20 protein-coding genes are annotated in these 22,039 nt (G+C 72.9%); 8 read left to right on the top strand and 12 right to left on the bottom strand.

Features of this window, described 5'->3' with window-relative positions:
- Positions 1-65 precede the first annotated feature (65 nt).
- Positions 66-443: a hypothetical protein gene (locus AD017_RS27475; RefSeq protein WP_145982593.1), complete on the top strand. Its 378-nt coding sequence runs from the start codon at positions 66-68 to the stop codon at positions 441-443.
- Here the strand turns inward: AD017_RS27475 and AD017_RS27470 are convergent.
- The 11 genes from AD017_RS27470 to AD017_RS27420 all read right to left on the bottom strand — a co-directional run bounded on the left by AD017_RS27470 (position 385) and on the right by AD017_RS27420 (position 12,439).
- On the bottom strand, positions 385-1,359 hold the full coding sequence (locus tag AD017_RS27470) for a GlxA family transcriptional regulator (RefSeq protein WP_060576051.1): 975 nt from the start codon (positions 1,357-1,359) through the stop codon (positions 385-387). The genes AD017_RS27475 and AD017_RS27470 overlap by 59 nt on opposite strands.
- Before the next feature lie 94 nt (positions 1,360-1,453).
- Positions 1,454-2,392: a phosphotriesterase gene (locus tag AD017_RS27465; protein ID WP_060576050.1), complete on the bottom strand. Its 939-nt coding sequence runs from the start codon at positions 2,390-2,392 to the stop codon at positions 1,454-1,456.
- Positions 2,389-3,981, bottom strand: a complete 1,593-nt coding sequence (locus AD017_RS27460; protein ID WP_060576049.1) for a class I adenylate-forming enzyme family protein — start codon at positions 3,979-3,981, stop codon at positions 2,389-2,391. Before AD017_RS27460 ends, AD017_RS27465 begins: the two co-directional genes overlap by 4 nt.
- A complete protein-coding gene (locus AD017_RS27455; RefSeq protein ID WP_060576048.1) occupies positions 3,978-4,850 on the bottom strand; it encodes an SDR family oxidoreductase in 873 nt (290 codons plus the stop codon). The genes AD017_RS27460 and AD017_RS27455 overlap by 4 nt, the downstream gene beginning before the upstream one ends.
- On the bottom strand, positions 4,847-6,328 hold the full coding sequence (locus tag AD017_RS27450; RefSeq protein WP_060576047.1) for an aldehyde dehydrogenase family protein: 1,482 nt from the start codon (positions 6,326-6,328) through the stop codon (positions 4,847-4,849). Before AD017_RS27450 ends, AD017_RS27455 begins: the two co-directional genes overlap by 4 nt.
- Positions 6,329-6,401: 73 nt before the next feature.
- Positions 6,402-7,502 (bottom strand): NDMA-dependent alcohol dehydrogenase, encoded by a 1,101-nt coding sequence (locus AD017_RS27445; protein ID WP_238591990.1) that lies wholly within the window; start codon positions 7,500-7,502, stop codon positions 6,402-6,404.
- A 74-nt stretch (positions 7,503-7,576) separates the two neighbouring features.
- The gene (locus tag AD017_RS27440) at positions 7,577-8,899 is read right to left on the bottom strand and encodes an MFS transporter (RefSeq protein ID WP_227012610.1); all 1,323 of its coding nucleotides are present in this window, start codon (positions 8,897-8,899) and stop codon (positions 7,577-7,579) included.
- Between the two features lies 1 nt (position 8,900).
- Positions 8,901-9,362 carry a MaoC/PaaZ C-terminal domain-containing protein gene (locus AD017_RS27435; RefSeq protein WP_060576045.1) on the bottom strand — a complete coding sequence of 154 codons (462 nt, stop codon included), beginning with the start codon at positions 9,360-9,362 and terminating at the stop codon, positions 8,901-8,903.
- Positions 9,359-10,102, bottom strand: coding sequence for a 3-oxoacyl-ACP reductase FabG (gene fabG / locus AD017_RS27430; RefSeq protein WP_060576044.1), 744 nt, complete (start codon positions 10,100-10,102; stop codon positions 9,359-9,361). Before fabG ends, AD017_RS27435 begins: the two co-directional genes overlap by 4 nt.
- A gap of 37 nt (positions 10,103-10,139) precedes the next feature.
- Complete coding sequence (locus AD017_RS27425) at positions 10,140-10,877, bottom strand: citryl-CoA lyase (RefSeq protein ID WP_060576043.1); 738 nt, start codon at positions 10,875-10,877, stop codon at positions 10,140-10,142.
- Positions 10,874-12,439 carry an AMP-binding protein gene (locus AD017_RS27420; RefSeq protein WP_060576042.1) on the bottom strand — a complete coding sequence of 522 codons (1,566 nt, stop codon included), beginning with the start codon at positions 12,437-12,439 and terminating at the stop codon, positions 10,874-10,876. The genes AD017_RS27425 and AD017_RS27420 overlap by 4 nt, the downstream gene beginning before the upstream one ends.
- A gap of 172 nt (positions 12,440-12,611) precedes the next feature.
- Between AD017_RS27420 and AD017_RS27415 the strand changes: the two genes are divergently transcribed.
- Positions 12,612-13,295: a GntR family transcriptional regulator gene (locus AD017_RS27415; RefSeq protein ID WP_060576041.1), complete on the top strand. Its 684-nt coding sequence runs from the start codon at positions 12,612-12,614 to the stop codon at positions 13,293-13,295.
- A gap of 4 nt (positions 13,296-13,299) precedes the next feature.
- Here AD017_RS27415 and AD017_RS27410 read toward each other — a convergent pair whose 3' ends face one another.
- Positions 13,300-14,424, bottom strand: coding sequence for a CaiB/BaiF CoA-transferase family protein (locus AD017_RS27410; RefSeq protein WP_227012609.1), 1,125 nt, complete (start codon positions 14,422-14,424; stop codon positions 13,300-13,302).
- A 119-nt stretch (positions 14,425-14,543) separates the two neighbouring features.
- Here AD017_RS27410 and AD017_RS27405 point away from each other — a divergent pair, with 119 nt between their 5' ends.
- The 6 genes from AD017_RS27405 to AD017_RS27380 all read left to right on the top strand — a co-directional run bounded on the left by AD017_RS27405 (position 14,544) and on the right by AD017_RS27380 (position 22,026).
- Positions 14,544-15,605, top strand: a complete 1,062-nt coding sequence (locus tag AD017_RS27405; RefSeq protein ID WP_060576039.1) for a LacI family DNA-binding transcriptional regulator — start codon at positions 14,544-14,546, stop codon at positions 15,603-15,605.
- Positions 15,602-16,828 (top strand): CaiB/BaiF CoA-transferase family protein, encoded by a 1,227-nt coding sequence (locus tag AD017_RS27400; protein ID WP_060576038.1) that lies wholly within the window; start codon positions 15,602-15,604, stop codon positions 16,826-16,828. Before AD017_RS27405 ends, AD017_RS27400 begins: the two co-directional genes overlap by 4 nt.
- A complete protein-coding gene (locus AD017_RS27395; RefSeq protein ID WP_060576037.1) occupies positions 16,828-17,754 on the top strand; it encodes a CoA ester lyase in 927 nt (308 codons plus the stop codon). The genes AD017_RS27400 and AD017_RS27395 overlap by 1 nt, the downstream gene beginning before the upstream one ends.
- Entirely contained in the window at positions 17,751-19,076 is a 1,326-nt protein-coding gene (locus AD017_RS27390) for an LLM class flavin-dependent oxidoreductase (RefSeq protein WP_227012608.1), read from the top strand. The genes AD017_RS27395 and AD017_RS27390 overlap by 4 nt, the downstream gene beginning before the upstream one ends.
- 92 nt (positions 19,077-19,168) lie before the next feature.
- Complete coding sequence (locus AD017_RS27385) at positions 19,169-20,500, top strand: MFS transporter (protein WP_060576035.1); 1,332 nt, start codon at positions 19,169-19,171, stop codon at positions 20,498-20,500.
- Positions 20,497-22,026: a class I adenylate-forming enzyme family protein gene (locus AD017_RS27380; protein WP_060576034.1), complete on the top strand. Its 1,530-nt coding sequence runs from the start codon at positions 20,497-20,499 to the stop codon at positions 22,024-22,026. The genes AD017_RS27385 and AD017_RS27380 overlap by 4 nt, the downstream gene beginning before the upstream one ends.
- Positions 22,027-22,039: the final 13 nt, after the last annotated feature.

Below are 22,039 nucleotides of genomic sequence, written 5' to 3'. Positions count from 1 at the left end.
GATCTGTGCGGTGGTTGTCGCTCCGGCCACTGTGGGTCGACGTCGCGGCCGACCACCGTGGAGACATGTCGAACCCCGAGTGCCGAGCCCGTCCCGTCGCCGCCGAGTCCGGGACGATCCTGGCGGGAGTGCTCCTGGCCGCGGTCACGCTCGCGCCGTCGGCGGTAACCGTCGTCCTCGCGCTCGCGGCGCTGATGTTCGTCGCGACGCTGGTCCTCGTGCCGCTGCTCGGCGACGGCGGCGCCGGTGGCCCCGACCCGGTCCGGGCCGCGCTGCGTGCGGCGGTCCTCACCCTCGTCGTGTTCGGGGTCCCGGTCTCGGCCGCATCCGTGCTCGGTCCGTCGTCGGTCGTCCTGGTCGGTGCCGCGATCGCGGCGGGGACGATCACGGTCCTCGGAAGGTGGACCGGTAGGAGCGGGGGGAGACCCCGACCGCATCGGTGAAGTGTCGTCGCAGGCCTGCTCCGGATCCGAACCCGCAACGGCCGGCGATCTGTTCGACCGGCAGGTCCGTGGTCTCGAGCAGCTCGCGCGCGACCGCGACGCGCTGGCGCAGCATCCACTCCAGCGGGCTCATCCCGATCTCGTCACGGAAGCGCCGGCTGAGGGTCCGGACGCTCACGCCGGCCCGCTCCGCGAGGTCGGCGAGCGTCACCGGCCGGGCGAGATCGGCGAGCAGGTGCTCGCGCAGCTCGGTGAGGGCCGGCGCACGGTCCGTCCCGGGGGCCGCCCGGGGGATGTACTGGGTCTGGCCGCCGCGCCGGAACGGAGGCACGATCGTCCGCCGGGCCACCTCGTTCGCCACCGCCGAGCCGAGATCGCGCCGGACGAGATGCAGGCACATGTCGATCCCGCACGCGTCGCCGCCGGAGGTGAGGACGCGCCCGTTGTCGGTGAACAGTGCGTCGGGGTCGAGCACGACGTCGGGGAACCGCCGCCGGAAGTGGTCGAAGGCCATCCAGTGCGTGGTCGCGCGCTGCCGGTCCAGCAGCCCGGCCTCGGCCAGCACGAACGCGGCGGTACAGATCGACGCGATCCGGGTCGACGACGGCAGGCCGGTGAGTGCCTCGCGCAGACCGCCGTCGAGCACGCCGGGTTCCTCGTCGGCGGCGTAGGAGGCCGGGACGACGACCGTTCCCGCGGTCTCCAGGATCTCGATCCCGTGGTCGACACCGACGGCGAAGTCCGCGTCGGTGGCGATCCGGCCGGGTCGCAGCGCGCAGGTGCGGACCCGGTAGCCGAACGCGCCGTCCGCCAGGCGGGCCCGGCCGAAGATCTGGTGGATCAGCCCGAGCTCCATGGACAGCACCCCGGGCCGTACGAGCACGACGACGTCGTGGGCCGCGCCGGTGGTCGACATGTGCCGACCGTAGCGACCCCGCCGGCGGCCCGAGCAGCATCCCGGGCGGGCTCGGCACGTGCCGTGCAACGTGGGCGGCTCCCTGCGCCGGTTCTCAGCCCGCGAGCAGGCGCCGCGGGTTGTCGACGAGGACACGGTCGAGCACCTCGGTGCTCACACCGCGGTCCACCAGCCACGGCAGCACCTCCCGGAACAGGAAGGTGAACCCGAACTCCTCCCAGCGCGGGTCCTCCTCGGTGCTGAAGAACTCGCCCAGCGAGGCCGCGACGGCGTCGTGGCTGAGCAGGACCCGGTCCGGGTGGGTACCCAGCAGCGCGAGAATCGCCTCGTGGCGGGGACCGTCCGGGGTGATCGTGTAGTGACCGACCCGGTCGAAACCGACGTGCGCGCCGCGCTCGGCGATCTCGCGGTGGTACTCCGCGGCGGTGCTGTTGTCGCAGTGTCCGATCAGGACCCGCGACAGGTCCGCCCCGGCATCGGTGAACGCCTCGAGCTGCTGCAGCGCCCCGGTCGGGCCCTCGTTGTGGGTGAGGATCCCGGCACCGGTGCGCTGCTGGGCGAGCACGGCCGCCTCGATCGCGCGACGCTCGTACTTGCCGACGCTCTCCTGCCCGGTCGCGATCTTGATCATCCCGGCCCGCACGTCGGTACCGGCCATACCGTGCTCGATCTCGCGGGTGAACACGTCGGCCAGCTCGGTGGCCCGCAGCAGCTTCAGATGGAACGGCCAGCCCATCCGCTCGGTGTAGAGCCCGGTGCTGGCGACGACGGCGACGCCGCTGCGCTCGCTGATCCGGCGCATCAGGTCGGGCCGGCGGTACCAGTTCATCGGTGTCGCATCGACGACGGTGCCGACACCGTGACCGGCCGCTGCGGTCAGCCAGCTCGCCGCGCGTTCGACGGCGGAGTCGGCATCGAGCTGCAGCCTGCCGTCGAGCTCCAGGCCCGGCAGGCCGGTGAAGACGTGCTCGTGCACCAGTGTGCGGCCGAGCTGGTCGGCGTCGAGGTCGCCGGTCACGGTACGGACGGTCATTGCTGCTCCAGACGTGCGGCCATCTCGCGGCGGCGGATCTTTCCGGTGGACGTGCGAGGGAAGTCGTCGACCACGGCGATCCGGCGGGGAACCTTGTACGAGGCCAGACGCTCCCGGGCCCAGGCGCGCAAGGCCTCTCCGTCCGCGTGGGCACCGGGCCGCAACCGGGCGGCGGCCACCACCGCGTGCCCGTACACCGGGTCGGGCACACCCGCGACGACGATCTCCTCGACGGCCGGGTGCCCGGTCAGGACCTCCTCGACCTCCTGCGGGGCGACGTTCTCCCCACCGACCTTCAGGGCGTCGTCGGCACGCCCGGCGAAGCGGAGCACCCCGTCGTCGTCGAGGGTGCCCAGGTCGCCGGTGCGCAACCGGCCGCGCTCGTCGAACTTCTCGGCCGTGCGGTCGGGCATCCGGTAGTAGCCCGACATCAGGCCCCAGCCCGACACCCGGATCTCGCCGGCCTCGCCGGTGGCGACCGGTTCCCCGGAGCTCGGGTCGACCACCTCGACGACCCGCTCGGCGAGGACGACGCCCATGGTCGTGGCCCGTTCGGCAAGGGGCCGGTCCAGGGGAGTGGCGGACACGTTCCCCGACGCCTCGGTCATGCCGTACAGGTTCATCAACCGCGCACCCAGGGCCTTCTCCACACGCTCGCACGACGACGCGGGCCCGACCCACCATGCCGCCTCCAGCGGAACCGGTCCGGGATCGGCGTCGAGAGCATCGAGCAGCCTCAGGTGCGTGACCTCGAACCCGCCGGTGATCCGGCAGCCGTGCCGCCTGATCGCCGCGAGCGCGCGGACCGGGTCGAACCGGGTGTGCGTGACCACCGCGGCGCCGCGGACGTGGGCGGCCAGCAGGACGAAGATCGCCCCACCGGCATGGAACAGGGGAACCGGGCAGTAGTACCGGTCGCCCGAGGTGATCCCGAGCCGTTCGCCGAACAGTGTGGCATCGGCCAGCACCCCGTCCGCCGGGAGCACGACGCCCTTCGCCGCGCCGGTGGTGCCGGAGGTGTAGAGGATGTAGGCGGGATCGCCGGCCCGTCGCGGGTCCGGTGGATCGGGACACGGCCCGGTCACCGGCCCCACCGCGCCCGGCAACCGGCGATCGTCGACGACCACGGCCCGCAGCTGCGGGAACTGCGGCGAGAGGAACCCCGTGACCGGTCCCTCGGCCGTGCCCAGCCGGGGGAGCAGCTCGGCGAGCACCGCGCCTGCATCGGTGCCCGGTACGTCCGGCTCGGCCAGCAGGACCCGGGCGTCGGACTGCGCCAGGCAGTAGCCCAGTTCGCGCGGGGTGTGCCAGGTGTTCATCGGGACCAGGACGGCGCCCGCGTAGGCCGCCGCGTAGAAGGCCCGCACGTAGGGTTCGCCGTTGGGCATCCAGACCGCGACATGGTCACCCGGCCCCACACCGAGCGAGCGCAGCCCGCCGGCGAGCGCGCGTGCACCTGCCCGCAACCGGGAGAACGTCGTCACCTCCTCGCCGACGACGAGGGCGGGCGCGTCCGGTGCGGTCGCCGCCGCCCGGTCCAGGACCTCGGCGACCGAACCGGGTGTCCCGGCCGGCACGGCCACGGTCACCGGGCCCCTCCCGGATAGTCCTCCCCGATCCGGAAGTCCGGGATCCCCGGCGGGTCGTCACCGAACGCGCCGTCGAGCAGGTCGCGCAGCGCGGTGTCGGTGGCGCCGTGGACGGTGACCGGGTCGCCGACCTGCCAGGGCCGGGCGAGCGCGACCTCGCCGCCGTGGACCACGAACACCTGCCCCGTGACGTCGTGTGCCGCCGGGCTGCAGAGGAACCCGACGAACGCCGCCACGTGCTCGGGCGCCCACTGCTTCTCCTGCTCGGGATCGATCTCCCCGAACGCCCCGGTCATCAGCCGGGTCGCGGCCCGTGGGGCGACCGCGTTGCAGGTCACGCCGTAGCGGCGCAGCTCCCGCGCCGCGATCTGGGTCAGTGTCGCGACGCCGGCCTTGGCCGCCGCGTAGTTCGCCTGCCCGGGGTTGGCCAGCAGCGCCGCCCGCGAGCTGGTCGTGACCAGCCGTCCGCCGGTGGGCTCTCCCGTCTGCTTGAACCGGGCCCGCCAGGCCGCTCCCGCCTCCCGGACCAGCAGGAAGGTGCCGCGCAGGTTGATCCGGACGATCTCGTCCCACTCGTCGTCCGACATCGAGAACGTCATCCGGTCCCGCAGGACACCGGCGTTGGAGACCACGGCGTCGACCCGGCCGAAGCGTTCCAGCGCCGCCCCGACCAGCTCGGCCGCCGTGCCGCTCGCACCGACGTCACCGGGGACCCGTACGACCGGACCGGTACCGAGGTCTGCGGCGGCGAGCACGGCGGCGTCGACGTCGTTGACCACGAGTGCGTACCCGCGACCGGCGAGATCGCGTGCCTCGGCGGCGCCGATGCCCCGGGCGGCACCGGTCACCACCGCGACCGGGGCGCTCACCGCGCCGACCAGGTGATCGACTTGTCGACGAGGTACTCACCGATGCCGAACTCGCCCCACTCGCGGCCGACACCGCTGTTCTTGTAGCCGCCGAACGGGCCGTGCGGTGACAGCCACGGCCCGCCGCCGTTGATGTTGATGTAACCCGCCCGGATCCGCTCGGCGACCGCGAGCGCCCGGTTCGGGTCACCGGACCAGACACCTCCGCCGAGCCCGTACTCGGAGTCGTTGGCCAACCGGATCCCCTCCTCCTCGTCGTCGAACGCGATCACCACGCCGACCGGGCCGAACAGCTCGGTGCGTGAGATCTCCATGTCGTTGGTGACCCCGGTGATCAGCGTGGGCTCCAGGAAGAACCCCTTGTCCAGGTGCGCGGGCCGCCCACCACCGAACGCGAACTCGGCGCCCGCGTGGCGCGCGGTCGCCATCGCCGCCTCGACGCTCGCGCGCTGGCTCTCGCGGATCAGCGGGCCCATCGTCGTGGCCTCGTCCGCCGGATTCCCGACGACCACGGACTCCAGCATCGCCGTCACCGCGGCGACCAGCTCGTCGTGCACCGCGCGGTGCACCAGGGTCCGGGTGAGCAGGGAGCAGCCCTGCCCGGCGTGGGTGGCCAGTCCCTGCACCACCGACGCCGCGGCGCCCTGGATGTCGCAGTCGGGCAGGATCACGTTGGCGGACTTGCCGCCCAGCTCCAGCACGACCGTCTTCAGCGAGTCCGCGGCCTGGGTGTAGACCAGCCGGCCGATCGCGTCCGAGCCGGTGAAGCTCACGACGTCGACCATCGGGTTGCGGGTCAGTTCCTCGGCGGCCGCGGTGTCCCCGGTGACGACGTTGAGCACGCCCGGCGGCAGTCCGGCCTCCTCGGCGATCTCGCCCAGCACCAGCGCCTCGAGCGGGGTGTAGGGCGAGGGCTTGAGCACCGCGGTGCACCCGGCGGCCAGCGCGGGCGCGACCTTCATGACGTTGAGGAACAGCGGGTAGTTGAACGGGGTGATCAGCGCGGCGACCCCGGCGGGCTCGTGGCGGATGACCCCGGAGCCCAGCCCGAAGCCCGGTTTGGCGTAGTGCGCCATCGGCTCGGCGAACGAGTACCCGGGCAGCGCCCGGTCGGCCATGTCGTGCAGGTGCTCGATCGGCGTCGCGACCTGCAGGAAGTGCGCCATCGCCCGGGTACTGCCCGCCTCGGCGACGTTGAGGTCGACCAGTGCGTCGTAGCGGGACTGCAGGGCGTCGGCCATCCGGGCGAGGACGGCGGCCCGCTCGGCGGGACGCATCCGGGGCCACGGGCCGTCGTCGAAGGCGCGCCGGGCCGCGGTGATCGCGGCGACGGTGTCGGCGACGCTGCCCTGTGCGACCTCGGCGAGCACCTCCTCGGTCGCCGGGTTGAGGACCGCGACGGTGTCGTCGCCGGTGGCGTCGGTGAAGCGGCCGTCGATGTAGAGCCGGTCGAGCGGGCGGATCGGGGTCGTGGTCATGGAGGCTCCCGGTCGTCGTGGGGCGGTGGACGGACCGGGGCGCGGGCGAGCGCACCGCGCCCCGGAACCGGGATCAGTCGAAGACGATCATTCCGCGGATGTTGAGCCCGGCGTGCATGTCGGCGTAGCCCTGGCGGATGTCGTCGAGCCGGTAGGTACGGGTGATCAACTCGTCGAGCTTGAGCTGCCCCGCCCGGTACATCGCGACCTGCCGCAGGATGTCCGAGGCGGGGTTGCTGGCGCCGAACAGCGTGCCCTGGATGCGCTTCTGCATCATCGACAGCTCCCACGGGCTGACCGGGATGCCCTTCTCGGCCATGTCGCCGATCCCGGTGGCCACGACGGTGCCGCCCTTGCGGACGGCGGCGAAGCCCTGCGCGATGTGCTCGCCGGTGGTGACCCCGACGGTGATGATCGCCTCGTCGGCGCCCTGGCCGTCGGTGATCGAGCGGGCGTACTCCGCGGCGTCGTCGATCGACTCGTAGACGTGGGTGGCACCCATCTCCTGGGCCTTCTCCCGCTTGAACGCCACCGGATCCACCGCGATGACCGCTCGGGCCCCGGCGTGCGCGGCGCCCTGGACGGCGTTGATCCCGATGCCGCCGATGCCCATGACGATCGTGACGTCGCCCGGCCGGACCTCGCCCGCGTAGACCGCCGAGCCCCAGCCCGTGCCGACCCCGCAGCCGAGCAGGCAGATCGTGGTCAGGTCCAGATCCTTGTCCACCTTGACCGCAGACATCGTGGAGATCACGGTCCGCTCGGCGAACGTGCCGAGCCCACCCATCTGGCCGGTCGGCTCGCCGTCGAGGCTGAACCGGTAGCTCTCGACGTCGTCGTCGGGCCGGCAACCCTTGATCATGTACTTGCCGGCGTTGCAGAGGTTGGACATGCCCTCCGAGCACCAGCGGCACCGCCCGCACGAGGGGATGAACGAGAACACGACGTGGTCGCCGATCTCGAAGCCCTTCGTATCGGGGCCGATCGCCTCCACGATCCCGGCCCCCTCGTGTCCGCAGACCATGGGGAAGTGCTCGACGACCAGGTCGCCGGTCTGGACGTGGTCGTCGGAGTGGCAGAGCCCTGCCGCGACCAGCTTGATGCGGAGCTCGTCGCGCCGCGGTTCGTCGAGGTCGATGTCGACGACCTCGAACTGGCCCGGTGCCGAACGCATGATCGCTGCGCGTGTCTTCACGGTGTGCCTCTCTGCAGAACGTGAACCGATGGGGATCGAACTGGACGTGCAGGTCAGTGCCGGGCCGCGCGCCGGCGCGCTGTGGCGGGCGTGGTCGTGCGACGGGCCAGGGCGAGCGCGGCGACGAACGCCAGCAGTAGCGGGAGCGCGCTCGCGAGGTACATGGCGGCGGGGGAGACGACGGCCAGCGCCGCGCCCGCCAGCACCGGAGCGACGATCCCCCCGACGCGGCCGACGCCGAGCATCGCGCCGTACCCGCTCGCGCGCAGGTGGACCGGGTACCGGGGCGGGGCCAGTGCGGTGAACGCCGCGACGGTCACGAACACCGCCAACCCCAGGATCCCGCCGACCCAGACCGCGGCCGGGGAGCTGACGGTCAGGGAGAAGACCACGACCCCGAGGGCCGCGACGGCCAACGCGATCCAGGCCACCCGGGTCGCCCCGACGCGCAACCCGATGATCCCGAACAGCAGCGAGCCGAGGACGCCACCGACCGAGAGCACGGTCCCGGTCAACGCGCCCCGTGCGGCGTCACCACCGGCCAGCGTGACCAGCTGCGGTGTCCACGTGGACACGAAGTAGAACGCGGCCAGCAGCCCGAAGTAGCCCAGCCACAGCAGCAGGGTGACGGCCCGCAGCGGCGGGGCGAGCAGCGCGGGCAGTCCGCCGCGCGGTGCCCGGTCCGGGGCGGTGGCCGCGGGACCGGGTTCGGGCGGTGCGTCCAGCCGCAGCCGGCGAGCCAGCCGCCGGGCCCGTTCCCGCGACCTCGGGTCCCGGCGGGCGGCCAGGAACTCCAGGGACTCGGGCACCAGCACGACCGAGGCGACGAGCACGGCCAGGCTCAGTGCCGCGCCGGCCCAGAACAGGGCACGCCAGTCCCCGCCGTCCACGGTGACCGCGAGACCGACGGCTCCGGCCAGCGTGCTGCCCAGCGGGAAGCCGACCCCAATGATCCCGACGACCAGGTTGTGCCGCCGGGCCGAGGAGAACTCGGTGGCCAGCACGATGTAGGTCGCGCTCAGCACACCGACCCCGACACCGGTGAGCACCCGGGCGGCGAGCAGCACCCCCGCTGTGGGTGCCAGTGCACTCGCCACCATCCCGACGACGTCGACCGTCAGCCCCGCGATGAGAAGGGTGCGGCGACCGAACCGGTCCGCCAGCGGTGCGACGAACAGCGCGCCGAGCCCGATGCCGACGAGGCCGGCGCTGACCAGCAACCCCTTGACCGCACCGCCCGCGAAGTCGGCGGGCAGGTGCGGCAGTACGAAGCCCATGACGAAGAAGTCGAACCCGTCCGCGGTGTTGACCAGCAGGCACATCGCCACCACCAGCCACTGGTAGGGCCGCATCGGCGCCTCCCGCAGGGAGGACACCTCAGGCTCCGTCCCGGGCGCGGACCAGCAGCTTCCAGGTGCTGACCATGACGGTCTCGCCGCGCTGGTTGACGACCTCCCGGGTCATCGTCACCACCCCACGGCCCGGTCTGCTGGTCGCCCGGCAGTCCTCGATCGTCAGGACCACGTGGATCGTGTCGCCGAACCGCGTCGGCCCGGGCCAGCGGCACTGCAGGTCGAGCAGACCCAGGATGTTGGGTGCCATCGCCTCGCTGACCGCCAGGCGGGTGCTCAGCCCGGAGGCGACCGAGAGCACCAGCAGCCCGTGCGCGACCCGCTCACCGAACGGTGTCGTGGCCGCGAACTCGGCGTCGACGTGGAGACGGTTGTAGTCGCCCGAGAGCCCGGCGAAGGACACGACGTCGGTCTCGGTGACCGTGCGGCCCGCGGTCGTCCAGCTGCTGCCGGGCACGAGGTCGTCGAAGTACACCGGCGCGGTCACGAGTACCGGCCGCCCGTCACGTGCACCGTCTCGCCGGTGATGTAGGAGGCCCGTGGACCGGCCAGGAAGGCGACGGTGTCGGCGATTTCGGCGGGCGTCCCGACCCGGCGCAGTGGTGCCTTGTCCACCGACCGCTCCTTGAGCACGTCGTAGTTGTCCAGCGCCAGCATGCCCTCGGTCTCGACGAATCCGGGCGCGACCGCATTGACCGTGATCCCGAACCGGCCCGACTCCAGCGCCAGTGCCCGGGTGAACCCGAGCAGCCCGGCCTTGGCCGCGGAGTAGTTGGTCTGGCCCGGGTTGCCCAGGTGGCTGCGCGAGGAGATGTTCACGATCCGGCCCCAGCCGGCGGTGCGCATCGGGTCGATCACGGCCTTGGAACAGTTGAACGAGCCGGTGAGGATCACGTCGATCACCCGCTGCCAGTCGGCGGGGTCCATCTTGGACAGCACGGCGTCCTTCGGGAAGCCGGCGTTGTTCACCAGGATCCCGACCTCGCCCAGGTGTGCGCGGGTCTGCTCGACCGCGGAGCGCACACCGGCCAGGTCGACGACGTCGGCGGTGAGGCCGATCGCCCGCCGCCCGGTGGGGTCCACCGCCGTCGCGGTGTCGACGACGCCGGGGTCCAGGTCGAGCAGCGCGACGGCGGCCCCCTGGTCGTACAGCGCCTGCGCGCAGGCGCGGCCGATGCCGCGTGCGGCACCGGTGACGAGGGCGACGCGGCCTTCCAGCTCGGTCACGGCAGTGTCCTTCCTGTGCAGACGGTCGTGGCGCGGGTCATCGGACCGGGTCCTCGCGCTCGCGGTCCCAGAGCTTGCGGGCGACCGGATCGCGCTCCTCGTCGAGCAGTTGCCCGACCAGCCCGGCCGCCCGGGCGATCACCGCGATCCCGCGGCCGAAGGTCGGGCCGTAGCCCATGTCGGCCACGATCGCGCCGCACAGCCCGCCACCGTTGACCGGCAGCCGCGGCCCACCGGCGCGGGCGAGCGCCTCGGGCAGCTCCAGCAGCAGCTCGATCGTGCGGCCACGCACCCCGTGGGTGCCGGCCAGCTCGAGCAGCCGGGGCACCCTCGGGTCGCCGTGCTTGTGCTCGGGATGCCCGATCCCGATCACCGGACGGCCGTCGGCCTTCGCCTCGGCCACCACGACGTCGGCGACCTCCGCGAGGGGGACGTCCGGGTGGCGCTCCAGCACGTCGGTCAGGATCGTGCCCGCGTTCTCCAGCGTGCCGAGGAACCGCGAACCGGCCCCGCACAGTCCTGCGGCGACCGCGGCCTGCATCGCCTCGGGAGCCCCCAGCAGGGTCAGCCGGGCCGCCATCGAGCTGGGCGTCACACCGTGGTCGCACAACGTCACCAGCAGGGCGTCGATCATCTCGCGGTGCCCGGGAGGCGGGCTCGGGTCCCGGGTCAGGACGAGATGGATCATGTCGGTGAAGCTGCGCCGGCCGATCAGCTCGTCGACCAGGTCGTGCCCGGCCACGGTGATGACGTCGGGTGGCCTCGTGTCGGTCACCGGTCCTCCTCCATCAGCGATACGGCGCGCTCGCGCAGCGCGCGTCTGAGTGCCTTGTCCCCGTTGGCGCTGGGGATGACAGGGATGTCGTCGACCCACTCGATGCGGGCCGGGATCTTGAACGCGGCCAGCCGCTCGCGACACCAGGCCCGCAGCTCGTCCGGCTGCGCGGCACCGACCACGAAGGCGACCGCGAGGTCCTCATCGGTACCCGGATCGGGCACGCCGACGACCTGAGCCTCACCCACACCGGGGTGGGCGAGCAGGACCTCCTCGATCTGGCCGGGGTCGACGAGGAAACCCTTGAGCCGCAGGGTGTCCGAGAGCCGGGCGAGATAATCGAACGCGGCGCCGCCGGATTCGACCCGCCCGCTGTCACCGGAGCGGTACCAGCCGCCCGGGCCGAGCGCGGCCGCGGTGGCGGCGGGGGAGTCGAGGTAGCCGGTGAACACGCTCGGGCCGCGGAACTGCAGCTCACCGTCCTGCCCTGCGGGCAGCAGCGTGTCCGTGCCGGGGACGACAGCGCGCACCTCGGCACGCGCTGCTGCCTGCTCACCGACGATCGTCCCGCCCGCGGCGGCCCGCTCGGGCACGGCCGCGGACGGATCCCGCACCGCGAGCAGGGCGAGCACCTCGGACGCGCCGTAGACGTTCACCACGCGGGTCCCGTCCCGCTCGAGGGTCGCGGCGACGTCGGCGAGGCTGCCGCCGGCCGATGCCGCGAGCCGCCAGTGACCGCCGGGGTGCGGCACCCCGGCGGCCAGCGCCGCGCGCAGGATCGCCTCGGTCACCGCGACGACCTCCACCCGGTGGGTGGCCACCAGGTCGAACAGCTCGGTGGGGGTGAAGGTGGGCACGGTGACGAGCCGGCACCCGGCGGCGAGCGCGGCCATGGCGAGGGTGTAGCCGTAGGCCCCGCACGGCGGCAGCGCGCCCAGCACCACGCGGCCCCCACCGCACTCGCCGGTCAGCCCCGTCGCGTCCGCGACCGCCGCGACGTGTCCGGCGACCCCGTCGTGGGTGTGCACGGCCAGCTTCGGCGCACCGGTCGTCCCCGAGGTGCCGAAGCAGACCAACGGTGCGGACGCGCCGTCCCCGGCCACCGCCGGGGCCATCCCGTCCAGGTCGTCCAGCTCGCGGGCTCCGGGCACGGTCGTCGGGGCCGTGGTCAGCACCCGGTCGATCGCCCCGGAGCGGGACAGCCGGGCGGCCACCCGGTCCAGGCCGAGCCCGAGGAACCCCGGATCGACCACGACCAGCCGGCACCGGGCCGAGCGGACCAGGTCGTCGATCTCCGGCGCGGCGAGACGGGTGCTGACCGGCACGGTCAGCACGCCGAGGCGGGCCAGCGCCAGGTGCACCAGGTACCAGTCCGGGCCGTGCGGGAGGACGACCGCGGCGCGGTCCCCGGGAACCAGCCCCCACCCGGCGAGCCCACCCGCGAGCCGCTCGGACGCGGCGAGCAGCCGGGACAGCGGCACCGTGGGACCGCCGGTGCCGTCGTCGATCACGGCCCCGCGGCCCGCGCCGCGACCCAGCAGGTCGAGCAGTGGAGCCGGCATGTCATCCCCATCGATTCGATGCAGCATCTAACATATCAGATGTGCTGATATATAGCATGCACGAGGGGAGGTCTGTCCATACCCGCGTGTCGTCGCAGGTGGAAACCCGTGGTCAGACCATTGATATGTTAGATTTCCAGCTCGTCCGACACGTCCACCGGAAGCGGCGGTCATGACTCCCACCACCTGGCACGACCAGTCGTCCGGCAGCATGCGCCTGGGCGGCACGGTGCGCGACCGGGTCGTCGCCGTCCTGCGCGACCGGATCCTCTCGGGCGCGCTGCCCCGCGGCCGGCGCCTCGACCTCGACGAGCTCGCGCGCGAGTTCGGGACCAGCCGCACGCCCGTCCGCGAGGCCGTGCTCGGTCTCGCGCAGGAGGGGCTCACCGAGGTGACCCCGCGCAGCCGGGCCACCGTGGTCGGGCTGAGCCCCCAGGACGTCCGCGACAACTTCACGCTGATGGCGGTGCTGTCCGGTCTCGCCGCCGAGCTGGCGGTCGAGCGGGCCGACGACGAGGAGCTCGCCCGCGTCCTGGAGCTCGGACGGGCCCTGGACACCGCCGAGGGCCCGGAGCTGGACCGGATCAACTACGAGTTCCACCGCGCGGTGAACCGGGCGTCGCACTCGCGCCCGCTGCTCACCCAGCTGCGGATGTCGAGCAAGCTCATCCCGCAGAGCTTCCTGCCCGAGCAGGCCCCGCACAGCAGGGCCGAGCACCGCGAGCTCGTCGCGGCGCTGGAGGCGCGCGACGCGCCCCGCGTACGCGAGGCGATGGAGAGCCACTTCCGCGCCGCGGGTGACCTGTTCTCCTCGCGTCACGAGGCGGCCGCGGCCGACGTCGACACCCCGGCCTGAGCGGTCAGGTCGCCTCCGGACGCACGTCCTCCCAGCTCAGACCGTTCAGATCGAGCCGGCCCAGCGCCGGGCTCGTGCGCCGGTCCGGGCCCCGCAGTGCACCGGGTACCGGAAGCGGCATCGCTGTCCGCTCGGTCCCGTCGCCGTCGACCACCCGGCGCTCGAGCACGCCGCGCTCGCGCAGCGCCGGATCTGCCGCCGCCTCGGCCGCCGTCGCCACGACGGTCGCGCAACAGTCGGCCTCGGCGAAGACCTCGCTCCAGTGCGCGGCGTCCTTCGCGGCGATGCGCTCGGCGATCGCGGCCGCGGTCGCGGCAGGGTCGGCCTGGTCGCCGCGGAACCGTGGCGGAAGATCCACCGCTGCGCAGAACCGGTCCCAGAACCGTGGTTCGAGCGGGGTCGCCGCCACGGCCCGGCCGTCGGCCGTGCGATAGATCCGGTACCGCGGCGAGCCGCCGGTCAGCGGCGCCGCCGACGGCGTCGGTGACTCGCCCTGCACCGCGCCGGGCAGCGCCCAGTACTGCATCGGGAACACGTTGTCGGTCATGGCCACGTCCAGGTGCGCGCCGCCGCCCCCGGCCGAGCGGCGGGCCAGCGCGAGCAGGATCGCGATCACCGCCGGGTAGGCGCCGCCGGCGATGTCGGCGACCAGGGCCGCCGGCATCACCGGGAGGCCGTCGGCGTGCACGACATCGAGCAGCCCGGTGGTGGCGACGTAGTTCAGGTCGTGCCCGGCGGTGCGGGCCCGGGGCCCGCTCTGGCCGTACCCGGTCACCGAGCAGTAGACGACCTCCGGGTTGCCCGCCCTGATCCCGGCGTAGCCCAGGCCGAGCCGGTCCATCACGCCCGGCCGGAAACCCTCGATCACCACGTCCGCCCGTGCCGCCAGAGCCCGGACCCGGTCCCGGTCCTCGTCGCGTGTCAGGTCGGCGACGACCGAGGCCTTTCCTGCGTTGAGCATCGGGAACAGCGCCCGATCGTGGTGTCGCAGGCCGTCGCCCTCGGGGCGTTCGACCTTCAGTACCGAGGCCCCGGCGTCGGCCAGTACGAGCGAGGCGTACGGGCCCGGCAGCAGGGTGCTGAAGTCCAGCACGGTCACACCGGCGAGAGCTCTCACGGGATTGTCCACGCTAGATTTTGTATGTCAGATGTAGCATTGACCACCAGAGCGGTGAGGTGTTTCACTGAGGACCGGTCGCGGTTGTAAACGTTTACACGCGAACGTCCCGGCAGTCGCAACGGAGCGTCATGACCCCTCGTTCCCGGTCCAACCCGGTCGGCATCGTCGATCTCGCCACCGAACTCGGCGTGTCGACCGCGACCGTCTCCCGTGCGCTGAACGGGAGCCCGGCCGTCCGTCCGGAACTGGCCGAGCGGGTGCGTGCCCACGCCCTGACCCGCGGATACGCGACCAACCGGCTGGCCAGCGCGCTGTCGGCGAACACCAGTCGTGCGTTCGTCGGATTCGTCATCCCCTACGTCGACACCCCCGCGTACTCGGCGGTGGCCGCCGAGTGTGCGCGGCTCCTGTCCGCCGGCGGCACCCAGATGATCCTGACGATCACCGAGAACGACCCGGACCGCGAGCTGCACCAGATCCGTGAGCTGGTCGCGAGCCGGATCGCCGGCCTGGTGATCTCTCCGAGCAGCAGGATGCGCCCGGAGAGCCGCGACGCCCTCGGCGCGGTCCCGGTGGTCGAGCTCCACCGCTCGGCCGGGCTCGGCGGATCCGGCGTGGCCACCGACGACGAGCAGGCGATGGTCGACGCGATCGCGCACCTCGCAGCACTGGGCCACACCGACATCGGCTACGTCGGAAGCCCGCAGCGGCTGTCCAACGGGGCCGCGCGCCTGCGTGGCGTGCACCGCGGGATGGCCGCAGCGGGCCTGGATCCGAACGCGACGTCGATCCGCCTGGTCGAGCCCACCCGGGACAACGGCCGATCGGCGGCGACCGAGCTGCTGCGCGGACCCGCCACGGCGTTGCTCGCCGGCGGCGGCTCGCTCTCGCTGGGCGTCGCCGAGGCGGTGGCCGCATCCGGCCGCCGGGTCCCCGACGACCTGTCGCTGGTCGTCTACGGCGACCCGGCCTGGTTCGCGCTGAACACCCCGGCGCTGACCCTGGTCGAGGTCGACTACGCCGAGCTGGCCCGCCGCGCCGCCGGCCTGCTCCTCGAGGCGCTGGAGTCCCCGGGTGCGGCAGGTGCCGGACCGGTGTTGCTGCCCGCCCGTTTGCGTGTCGAGGGCTCGACGGCCGCCCCGCACGGCATCCCCGGCGCGACACGACCGGAAGTGGAAGGGGAGCGATGAGTACGGCAGGAACCGACGACACGGCGAACCGGGCAGGGCCGCTGCGCGGGGTCCGGGTGATCGACGCGGCGTCACTGGCGGCCGGGCCGCTGGTGGCGACCTGGCTCGCCGAGCACGGCGCGGAGGTCATCAAGATCGAACAGCCCGGGCCGGGTGACCCGATCCGGCAGTGGGGCGCCCAGCGCGACGGCGTCGGCCTGATGTGGAAGAGCCTGGGGCGCAACAAGAAGGCCGTCACACTCGACCTGCGCCACGAGCGCGGCCGCGATCTGCTTCGCCGGCTCACCGACACCGCCGACGTCGTCGTGATGAACCTGCGGCCCTCCACCCTGCAGCGCTGGGGCCTCGACCACGCGACCCTGGCGTCGTCGAACCCGGGACTGGTGATGCTGCACGTCACCGGGTACGGCGCGGGCGGCCCGAAGGCCGACCGGCCCGGGTTCGGCACCCTCGGCGAGGCGATGAGCGGGTTCGCGCACGTCACCGGCGAGCCGGACGGGCCGCCCACGCTGCCCGCCTTCATGCTCGCCGACGGCGTCGCCGCGCTCACCGCGACCTGGGCGGTGATGATGGCGCTCTACCACCGCGACGTGCACGGCGGCCCCGGCCAGCTCATCGACGTCAACCTGATCGAGCCGCTCACCCGGCTGATCGAGCAGCCGCTGCTCGCCTACGACCAGCTCGGCACCGTGACCGGGCGCGCCGGGAACAAGTGGGACATCTCGGCTCCCCGCAACACCTACCGCACCTCCGACGGGCACTGGCTGGCGATGTCGGGCAGCGCTCCCTCGATCGCGATGCGCGCGCTGCGGGCGGTCGGCCGGGAAGACCTCACGACCGACCCCCGCTTCGCCGAGGCACAGCAGCGGTTGCGCAACGCCGACCTGATCGACGCGGTGATGGCCGACTGGGTCGCGGCGCACACCCTCGACGAGGCGATGGCGGTGTTCGAGGCGGCCGAGGTCGCCGCCGCCCCCGTCTACGACGCCGCCCAGCTGCGCGCCGACGAGCACCTGGCCGCCCGCGGCGCGTTCGTACCTGTCGCCGATCCCGAGCTCGGCTCGATGACCGTGCAGGCCCCGGTACCGCGGTTCTCCGCGACCCCCGGCGAGGTCCGCCACCTCGGCGCGGCGATCGGCGAGCACAACGACGAGGTCTACGGCGACCTGCTCGGCCTGCCCGCCGAGGAGCGGGCCGGGCTGCGCGCGGACGGGATCATCTGATGGCCCGTCGAGCGCGCCCGCGCCGCTCCGAGCTCGCCACCCCGGCCAGCAACGACCGGATGTTCGCCAAGGCCGCCGCAGCCGGCGCGGACCTGGTCTTCCTCGATCTCGAGGACGCCTGCGCACCCGCCGAACGCGAGTCCGCCCGGGGCAAGGCCGCCCGTGCGCTGCGCGAGCTCGACTGGGGCCACACCACCCGCGCGATCCGGATGAACGGCATCGACACCCGGTGGGCCCACGGCGACGTCGTCGAGGTGGTGACCGCCGCCCGCGGGGCGCTGCAGACGATCATCGTTCCCAAGGTCCGCCGGGCCCGCGACGTCTGGTGGGTCGACGTGCTGCTCGGGCAGCTCGAGGAGAACCTCGGGCTGCCCGCCGGCGGCATCGCGCTCGAGGTCCTGATCGAGGAGACCGAGGGCCTGGAGAACGTCGGCGAGATCGCGCGCGCCTCGCCCCGCACCGAGGCGATCATCTTCGGGGCCGGTGACTTCTCCGCGTCCCAGGGCGCCCGGGTGAACACCAACTTCGACCCGGTCGTCGACTTCCCGGGCGACATGTGGCACTACGCGCGGTCCCGCATCGTCGTCGCCGCCCGCTCGGCAGGCGTCGACGCGATCGACGCACCGTTTCCCGACTACCGCTCCCCGCAGGAGTACCGGACGGCGTGCGACCGGGCCGCCGCCATGGGCTACACGGGCAAGTGGGCCATCCACCCCAGCCAGGTCGAGATCGCCAACGAGGCCTTCGCCCCGACCCCGGCGGAGATCGCGCACGCCCGCCGCGTCGTCGCGACCTACCGGGCGGCCGAGGCCGGTGGGCTGGGCGCCACCGGCCTCGACGGGATGCTCGTCGACGCCGCCCACCTGCGTCACGCCGCGACCGTCGCGGCCACCGCCGAACTGCTCGGCATCGAGGAGGACACGTGACCAGACAGATGACCCTCGTCGGCTTCATGCAGGCCGGCAACGTGACCGTCTACTCCGGGTCGTGGCGCTATCCCGCCGCCGACCACGGCTTCCTGACCATGGACTACTACACCCACGTCGCACGCACGCTGGAGGCCGCGTGCTTCGACTGCGTGTTCTTCGACGACCGGCTCGCCATGCCGGGGGTCTACGGCGACTCGGTCGCCGACGCCGTCCGCTACGGCGCGCGGCCGATCAAGCTCGACCTCACCGCGGTGCTCGGGGGGATCATCGGCGCGACCCGCCGGATCGGCGTCGGCGCGACGTACTCGACCACCTACTACGACCCGTTCCACGTAGCCCGCACGTTCGCCACCCTCGATCATCTGTCCGGCGGGAGGGCCGCGTGGAACGTGGTGACCTCGGTCAACGACTCCGAGGCACAGAACTTCGGGATCGAGTCCCACCTGGACCACGACCAGCGCTACGACCGGGCCGAGGAGTTCCTCGACGCCGTCACCGCGCTGTGGGACTCGTGGGAGGACGACGCCCTCGTGCTCGACCGCGCCTCCGGTGAGTTCGCCGACCCGGCCAAGGTGCACGAGATCGACCACAAGGGCGAGTACTTCTCGGTCCGCGGCCCGCTGACCGTGCCCCGCACCCCGCAGGGCCGGCCGGTGATCCTGCAGGCCGGATCGTCGGGCCGGGGGCGGCGGTTCGCCTCCCGCTGGGCCGACATGATCTTCACCGCCGACCCCGGCCTGCCCGTGGCCCAGCAGCACTACGCCGAGCAGAAGGAGCAGATCGCCGCCTCCGGTCGGGATCCCGACCAGGTCAAGCTGCTCCCGATGGCCTACACCGTCGTCGGCGAGACCGAGGCCATCGCACGGGAGAAGGAACGGCTGTTCCTCGACGCCTACGTGCACCCGGTCGCGTCGCTGGCGCTGCTGTCCGAGGTGCTGAACTACGACTTCTCCCGCCACGACCTCGACGACGTGATCTCCGACGAGATGATGGCCGCCAGCGGTGGCATCCGCGGGCTCGCCCAGGGCGTCCGCAACCACCTCGGCCGGGAGGTCACCCTGCGCGACCTCGCCGCCCACCGGGCGACCCTGCTGCAGGGACCACGGTTCGTCGGGGACCCCGAGCAGGTCGCCGACCAGATGCAGGAGTGGTTCACCACCGGTGGCTGCGACGGGTTCGTGCTCGCGGCGACCCACCTACCCGGCGCGTTCGAGGAGTTCACCCGGATGGTCGTGCCGATCCTGCAGGAGCGCGGCCTGTTCCGGCGCGAGTACCCCGGCGCCACCCTGCGCGAGCACCTCGGGGTTCCGCGCCCCTGAGATCCCCACCCCGTGTGCGGACGCGGCCACGCGTCCGACCGGACCCCCGATAGGAGACGACGATGTCCCGTCACGGGTCGAGCACGCCAGGCATGGGACGTGTGGTCGCGACCGCCGTCACGGCCACCGCCATCGAGACCTTCGACTTCTTCATCTACACCACCGCCTCGGCACTGGTGTTCGGCACGCTGTTCTTCCCGTCCTTCAGCCCCGTCGCCGGCACGCTGGCCGCCTTCGCCACGCTCGCCGTCGGCTTCGTGGCCCGGCCCATCGGCGGAGTCGTCGCCGGCCACCTCGGCGACCGGATCGGCCGCAAACCCGTCCTGATCGGCGCGATGGTGGTCATGGGCGGCGCCACCATGCTCATCGGCCTGCTGCCCACCTACGCCCAGATCGGGGTGTGGGCGCCGGTGGTCCTCATCGTGCTGCGCCTCGCCCAGGGATTCGGCCTCGGAGCCCAGTGGGGCGGTGCCGCGCTGCTGCTGACCGAACACGCACCCCCGCACCGGCGCGGCTTCTTCGGCAGCTTCACCCAGGTCGGCGGGATCCTCGGGGCCGCAGCAGGCAACCTCGCCTTCTTCATCGTGCTCAGCACCATGTCCACCGAGTCCTTCGAGTCGTGGGGCTGGCGCCTGCCCTTCCTCACCGGCGTGCTGCTGATCGTCGTCTGCTTCTACCTCAACCGGCGGATCGAGGAGACCCCGGTGTTCCGCGAGCTGTCCGACGGACGCAACGACGCGCCCGCACCCCGGAGCTCCCCGCTGTCGGAGGTGCTGCGCACCCACAAACGCACCGTGCTGCTCGCCGCCGGCGCCTACCTCGTGGTCAACGCCGCCTACTACGTCATGGCCGCCGGCATCCTGACCTACGGCACCACCACGCTGGGCTTCACCTCCAGCGAGATCCTGCTCATCGCGCTCTGCGCGGGCGGCACCCAGCTGATCACCATCCCGCTGGCCGGTCTGCTGAGCGACCGGGTCGGGCGCCGCCCGGTCTACCTCACCGGCGCAGCACTGATGGGCGCCTGGGCGATACCGATGTTCCTGCTGATCGACACCGCGAACGCCTGGCTGGTGTTCCTCGCACTACTGGTCGGGTTCACCCTGCACTCGCTGATGTACGGCCCCCAGGCCGCGCTCTACGCCGAGCTGTTCCCCGCCGAGGTGCGCTACTCGGGCGCGTCGCTGGGCTACCAGCTGGCCACGATCTTCGCGGGTGGGCTGGCACCGTTCATCATGACCAGCCTGCTCGCCGCGACCGGAGCGTCCTGGACCGTCGGCCTCTACCTGCTGGGGCTCGCCGTGCTCACCTTCGCCTCGGTCTACGCCATGTCCGAGACGTCGCGGCGGAGCCTGTTCGCCGGGGACGACCGGGCCCGGACGACGAGCGGCGACGGCGTCGCCGCCACCGAGGAGGCACGATGAGCACCGACGTCACCGGCGATCTCACCCTCGTGGCGCTCATGGAGCGCTGGGCCGCACAGCGCCCGGACGCACCGGCCCTGGTCCACCACGGCGGAACGGTCACCTGGGGGCGCCTGGGCGACGACGTGACCGACCTGCGCGGCCGGCTGGCCGCGGCCGGAGCGGTGGACGGGGCACGCGTGGTCCTGGCGTTACCGAACTGTCCGCTCGTCGTCGCGGCGTGGGTGGCCGTTCCCGCCAACGGTGCGGTCGTGGCCGCCGTCGACCCGGAGTCCGGAGCCGCCGTGCTCGCCCGGACGCTCTCGACGATCGCGCCGGTGCTCGTCGTCGGGACGGAGGACAACGCCGGAGGCATCCAGCAGGCGCTGCAGCGCATCGGTTCCGATGCCCGCGTCGTCGCCACGACCGCCGCGGAACGGGAGGGCACCCGGCTCGACCGGCTCGGGCCCACCACCGCGCCACCGGAGGCGACCGCCGCAGACGTGGCGGCACTGCTGCCGACCTCGGGCACCAGTGCCGCACCCAAGCTGGTCGAACTGACCCACCGCAACCTGGTCGCCGGCGCGGACCGCATGGCCCGCAACAGCGGCTTCCTGGCCGCCGACCGCCACTACCTGTGCACGCCGTTCTTCCACGCCGTCGCCCAGTCCTACGTCTGCCCGCCGCCGTTCGTGACCGGCGGCTCGATCGCGATCGTGGCCGGGTTCAGCGCGTCGCGGTGGTTCGACGACGCCCGCACCCTCGGGGTCACCGTCTCCTGCATGGTGGCCCCACCCCTGCGGATGGCACTGCACCGCGCAGTCGAACGCGGTGGAGCGGTCGATCCCGGCCCGCTCCGGGCGATCCACTACGGCATGACCCTCTCGGCCGCGGACTGGAAGGACTGGGACCGGCTGCTCCCACAGGTCCACATGCGACAGATCTACGGGCAGACCGAGTCCGTCAACGGGGTGATCGGCGCCGGCCCCTGGGACACCGACGACCGCGCGACGCTCGGCCGGCCCTACCTCGGGATCGACGGGCTCAGGCTGGTCGGCCCGGACGGTGCCGACGTCCCCGACGGCGAGCCGGGGGAGCTGTGGGTGCGGGGAGTGCCCGGCGCGACGGTGATGCGCGGCTACCGCGACGCCCCCGAGGCGACGGCCGCCACCCTCGTCGACGGCGCCTGGCTGCGCACCGGTGACCAGCTCGTCCGCCACCCAGGGGGCCGCTACGAGTTCCGCGGGCGGGCCATGCACATCATCCGACGCGGGGGCGAGAACCTCTCGGCCTATGCACTCGAGACGGACCTGCGGTCCTGCCCCCACATCAGCGACGTCTGCATCACCGCCGAGCCGGACGAGATCCGCGACAACCTCGTCGTCGCCCACGTCATCCCGCTGGCCGGCTTCGACGAACGGGTGTTCCTCGACTGGTGCCGCGAGCACGCCGGACGGCAGGGGGTCCCCGACCGGGTCCGCCTGCACACCGGGTTCCCCCGCACCCCGAGCGGCCGAGTGATCGTCCGGGAGCTGGGGTCCGGGTGAGACGGCCCGGGTG

The organism is Pseudonocardia sp. EC080619-01 (genome assembly GCF_001420995.1).
Lineage (GTDB): Bacteria > Actinomycetota > Actinomycetes > Mycobacteriales > Pseudonocardiaceae > Pseudonocardia.
This window is presented reverse-complemented; position numbering and strand designations above follow the sequence as displayed.

Bases quoted from the DNA above. Each gene is read 5' to 3' on its own strand.
- AD017_RS27400 (WP_060576038.1), top strand. From the start codon at position 15,602: ATGAGTACGGCAGGAACCGACGACACGGCGAACCGGGCAGGGCCGCTG.
- AD017_RS27470 (WP_060576051.1), bottom strand. From the start codon at position 1,359: ATGTCGACCACCGGCGCGGCCCACGACGTCGTCGTGCTCGTACGGCCC.
- AD017_RS27450 (WP_060576047.1), bottom strand. From the start codon at position 6,328: ATGACCACGACCCCGATCCGCCCGCTCGACCGGCTCTACATCGACGGC.
- AD017_RS27475 (WP_145982593.1), top strand. From the start codon at position 66: ATGTCGAACCCCGAGTGCCGAGCCCGTCCCGTCGCCGCCGAGTCCGGG.
- AD017_RS27465 (WP_060576050.1), bottom strand. From the start codon at position 2,392: ATGACCGTCCGTACCGTGACCGGCGACCTCGACGCCGACCAGCTCGGC.
- AD017_RS27415 (WP_060576041.1), top strand. From the start codon at position 12,612: ATGACTCCCACCACCTGGCACGACCAGTCGTCCGGCAGCATGCGCCTG.
- AD017_RS27420 (WP_060576042.1), bottom strand. From the start codon at position 12,439: ATGCCGGCTCCACTGCTCGACCTGCTGGGTCGCGGCGCGGGCCGCGGG.
- AD017_RS27405 (WP_060576039.1), top strand. From the start codon at position 14,544: ATGACCCCTCGTTCCCGGTCCAACCCGGTCGGCATCGTCGATCTCGCC.
- AD017_RS27445 (WP_238591990.1), bottom strand. From the start codon at position 7,502: ATGCGTTCGGCACCGGGCCAGTTCGAGGTCGTCGACATCGACCTCGAC.
- AD017_RS27380 (WP_060576034.1), top strand. From the start codon at position 20,497: ATGAGCACCGACGTCACCGGCGATCTCACCCTCGTGGCGCTCATGGAG.
- AD017_RS27385 (WP_060576035.1), top strand. From the start codon at position 19,169: ATGGGACGTGTGGTCGCGACCGCCGTCACGGCCACCGCCATCGAGACC.
- AD017_RS27395 (WP_060576037.1), top strand. From the start codon at position 16,828: ATGGCCCGTCGAGCGCGCCCGCGCCGCTCCGAGCTCGCCACCCCGGCC.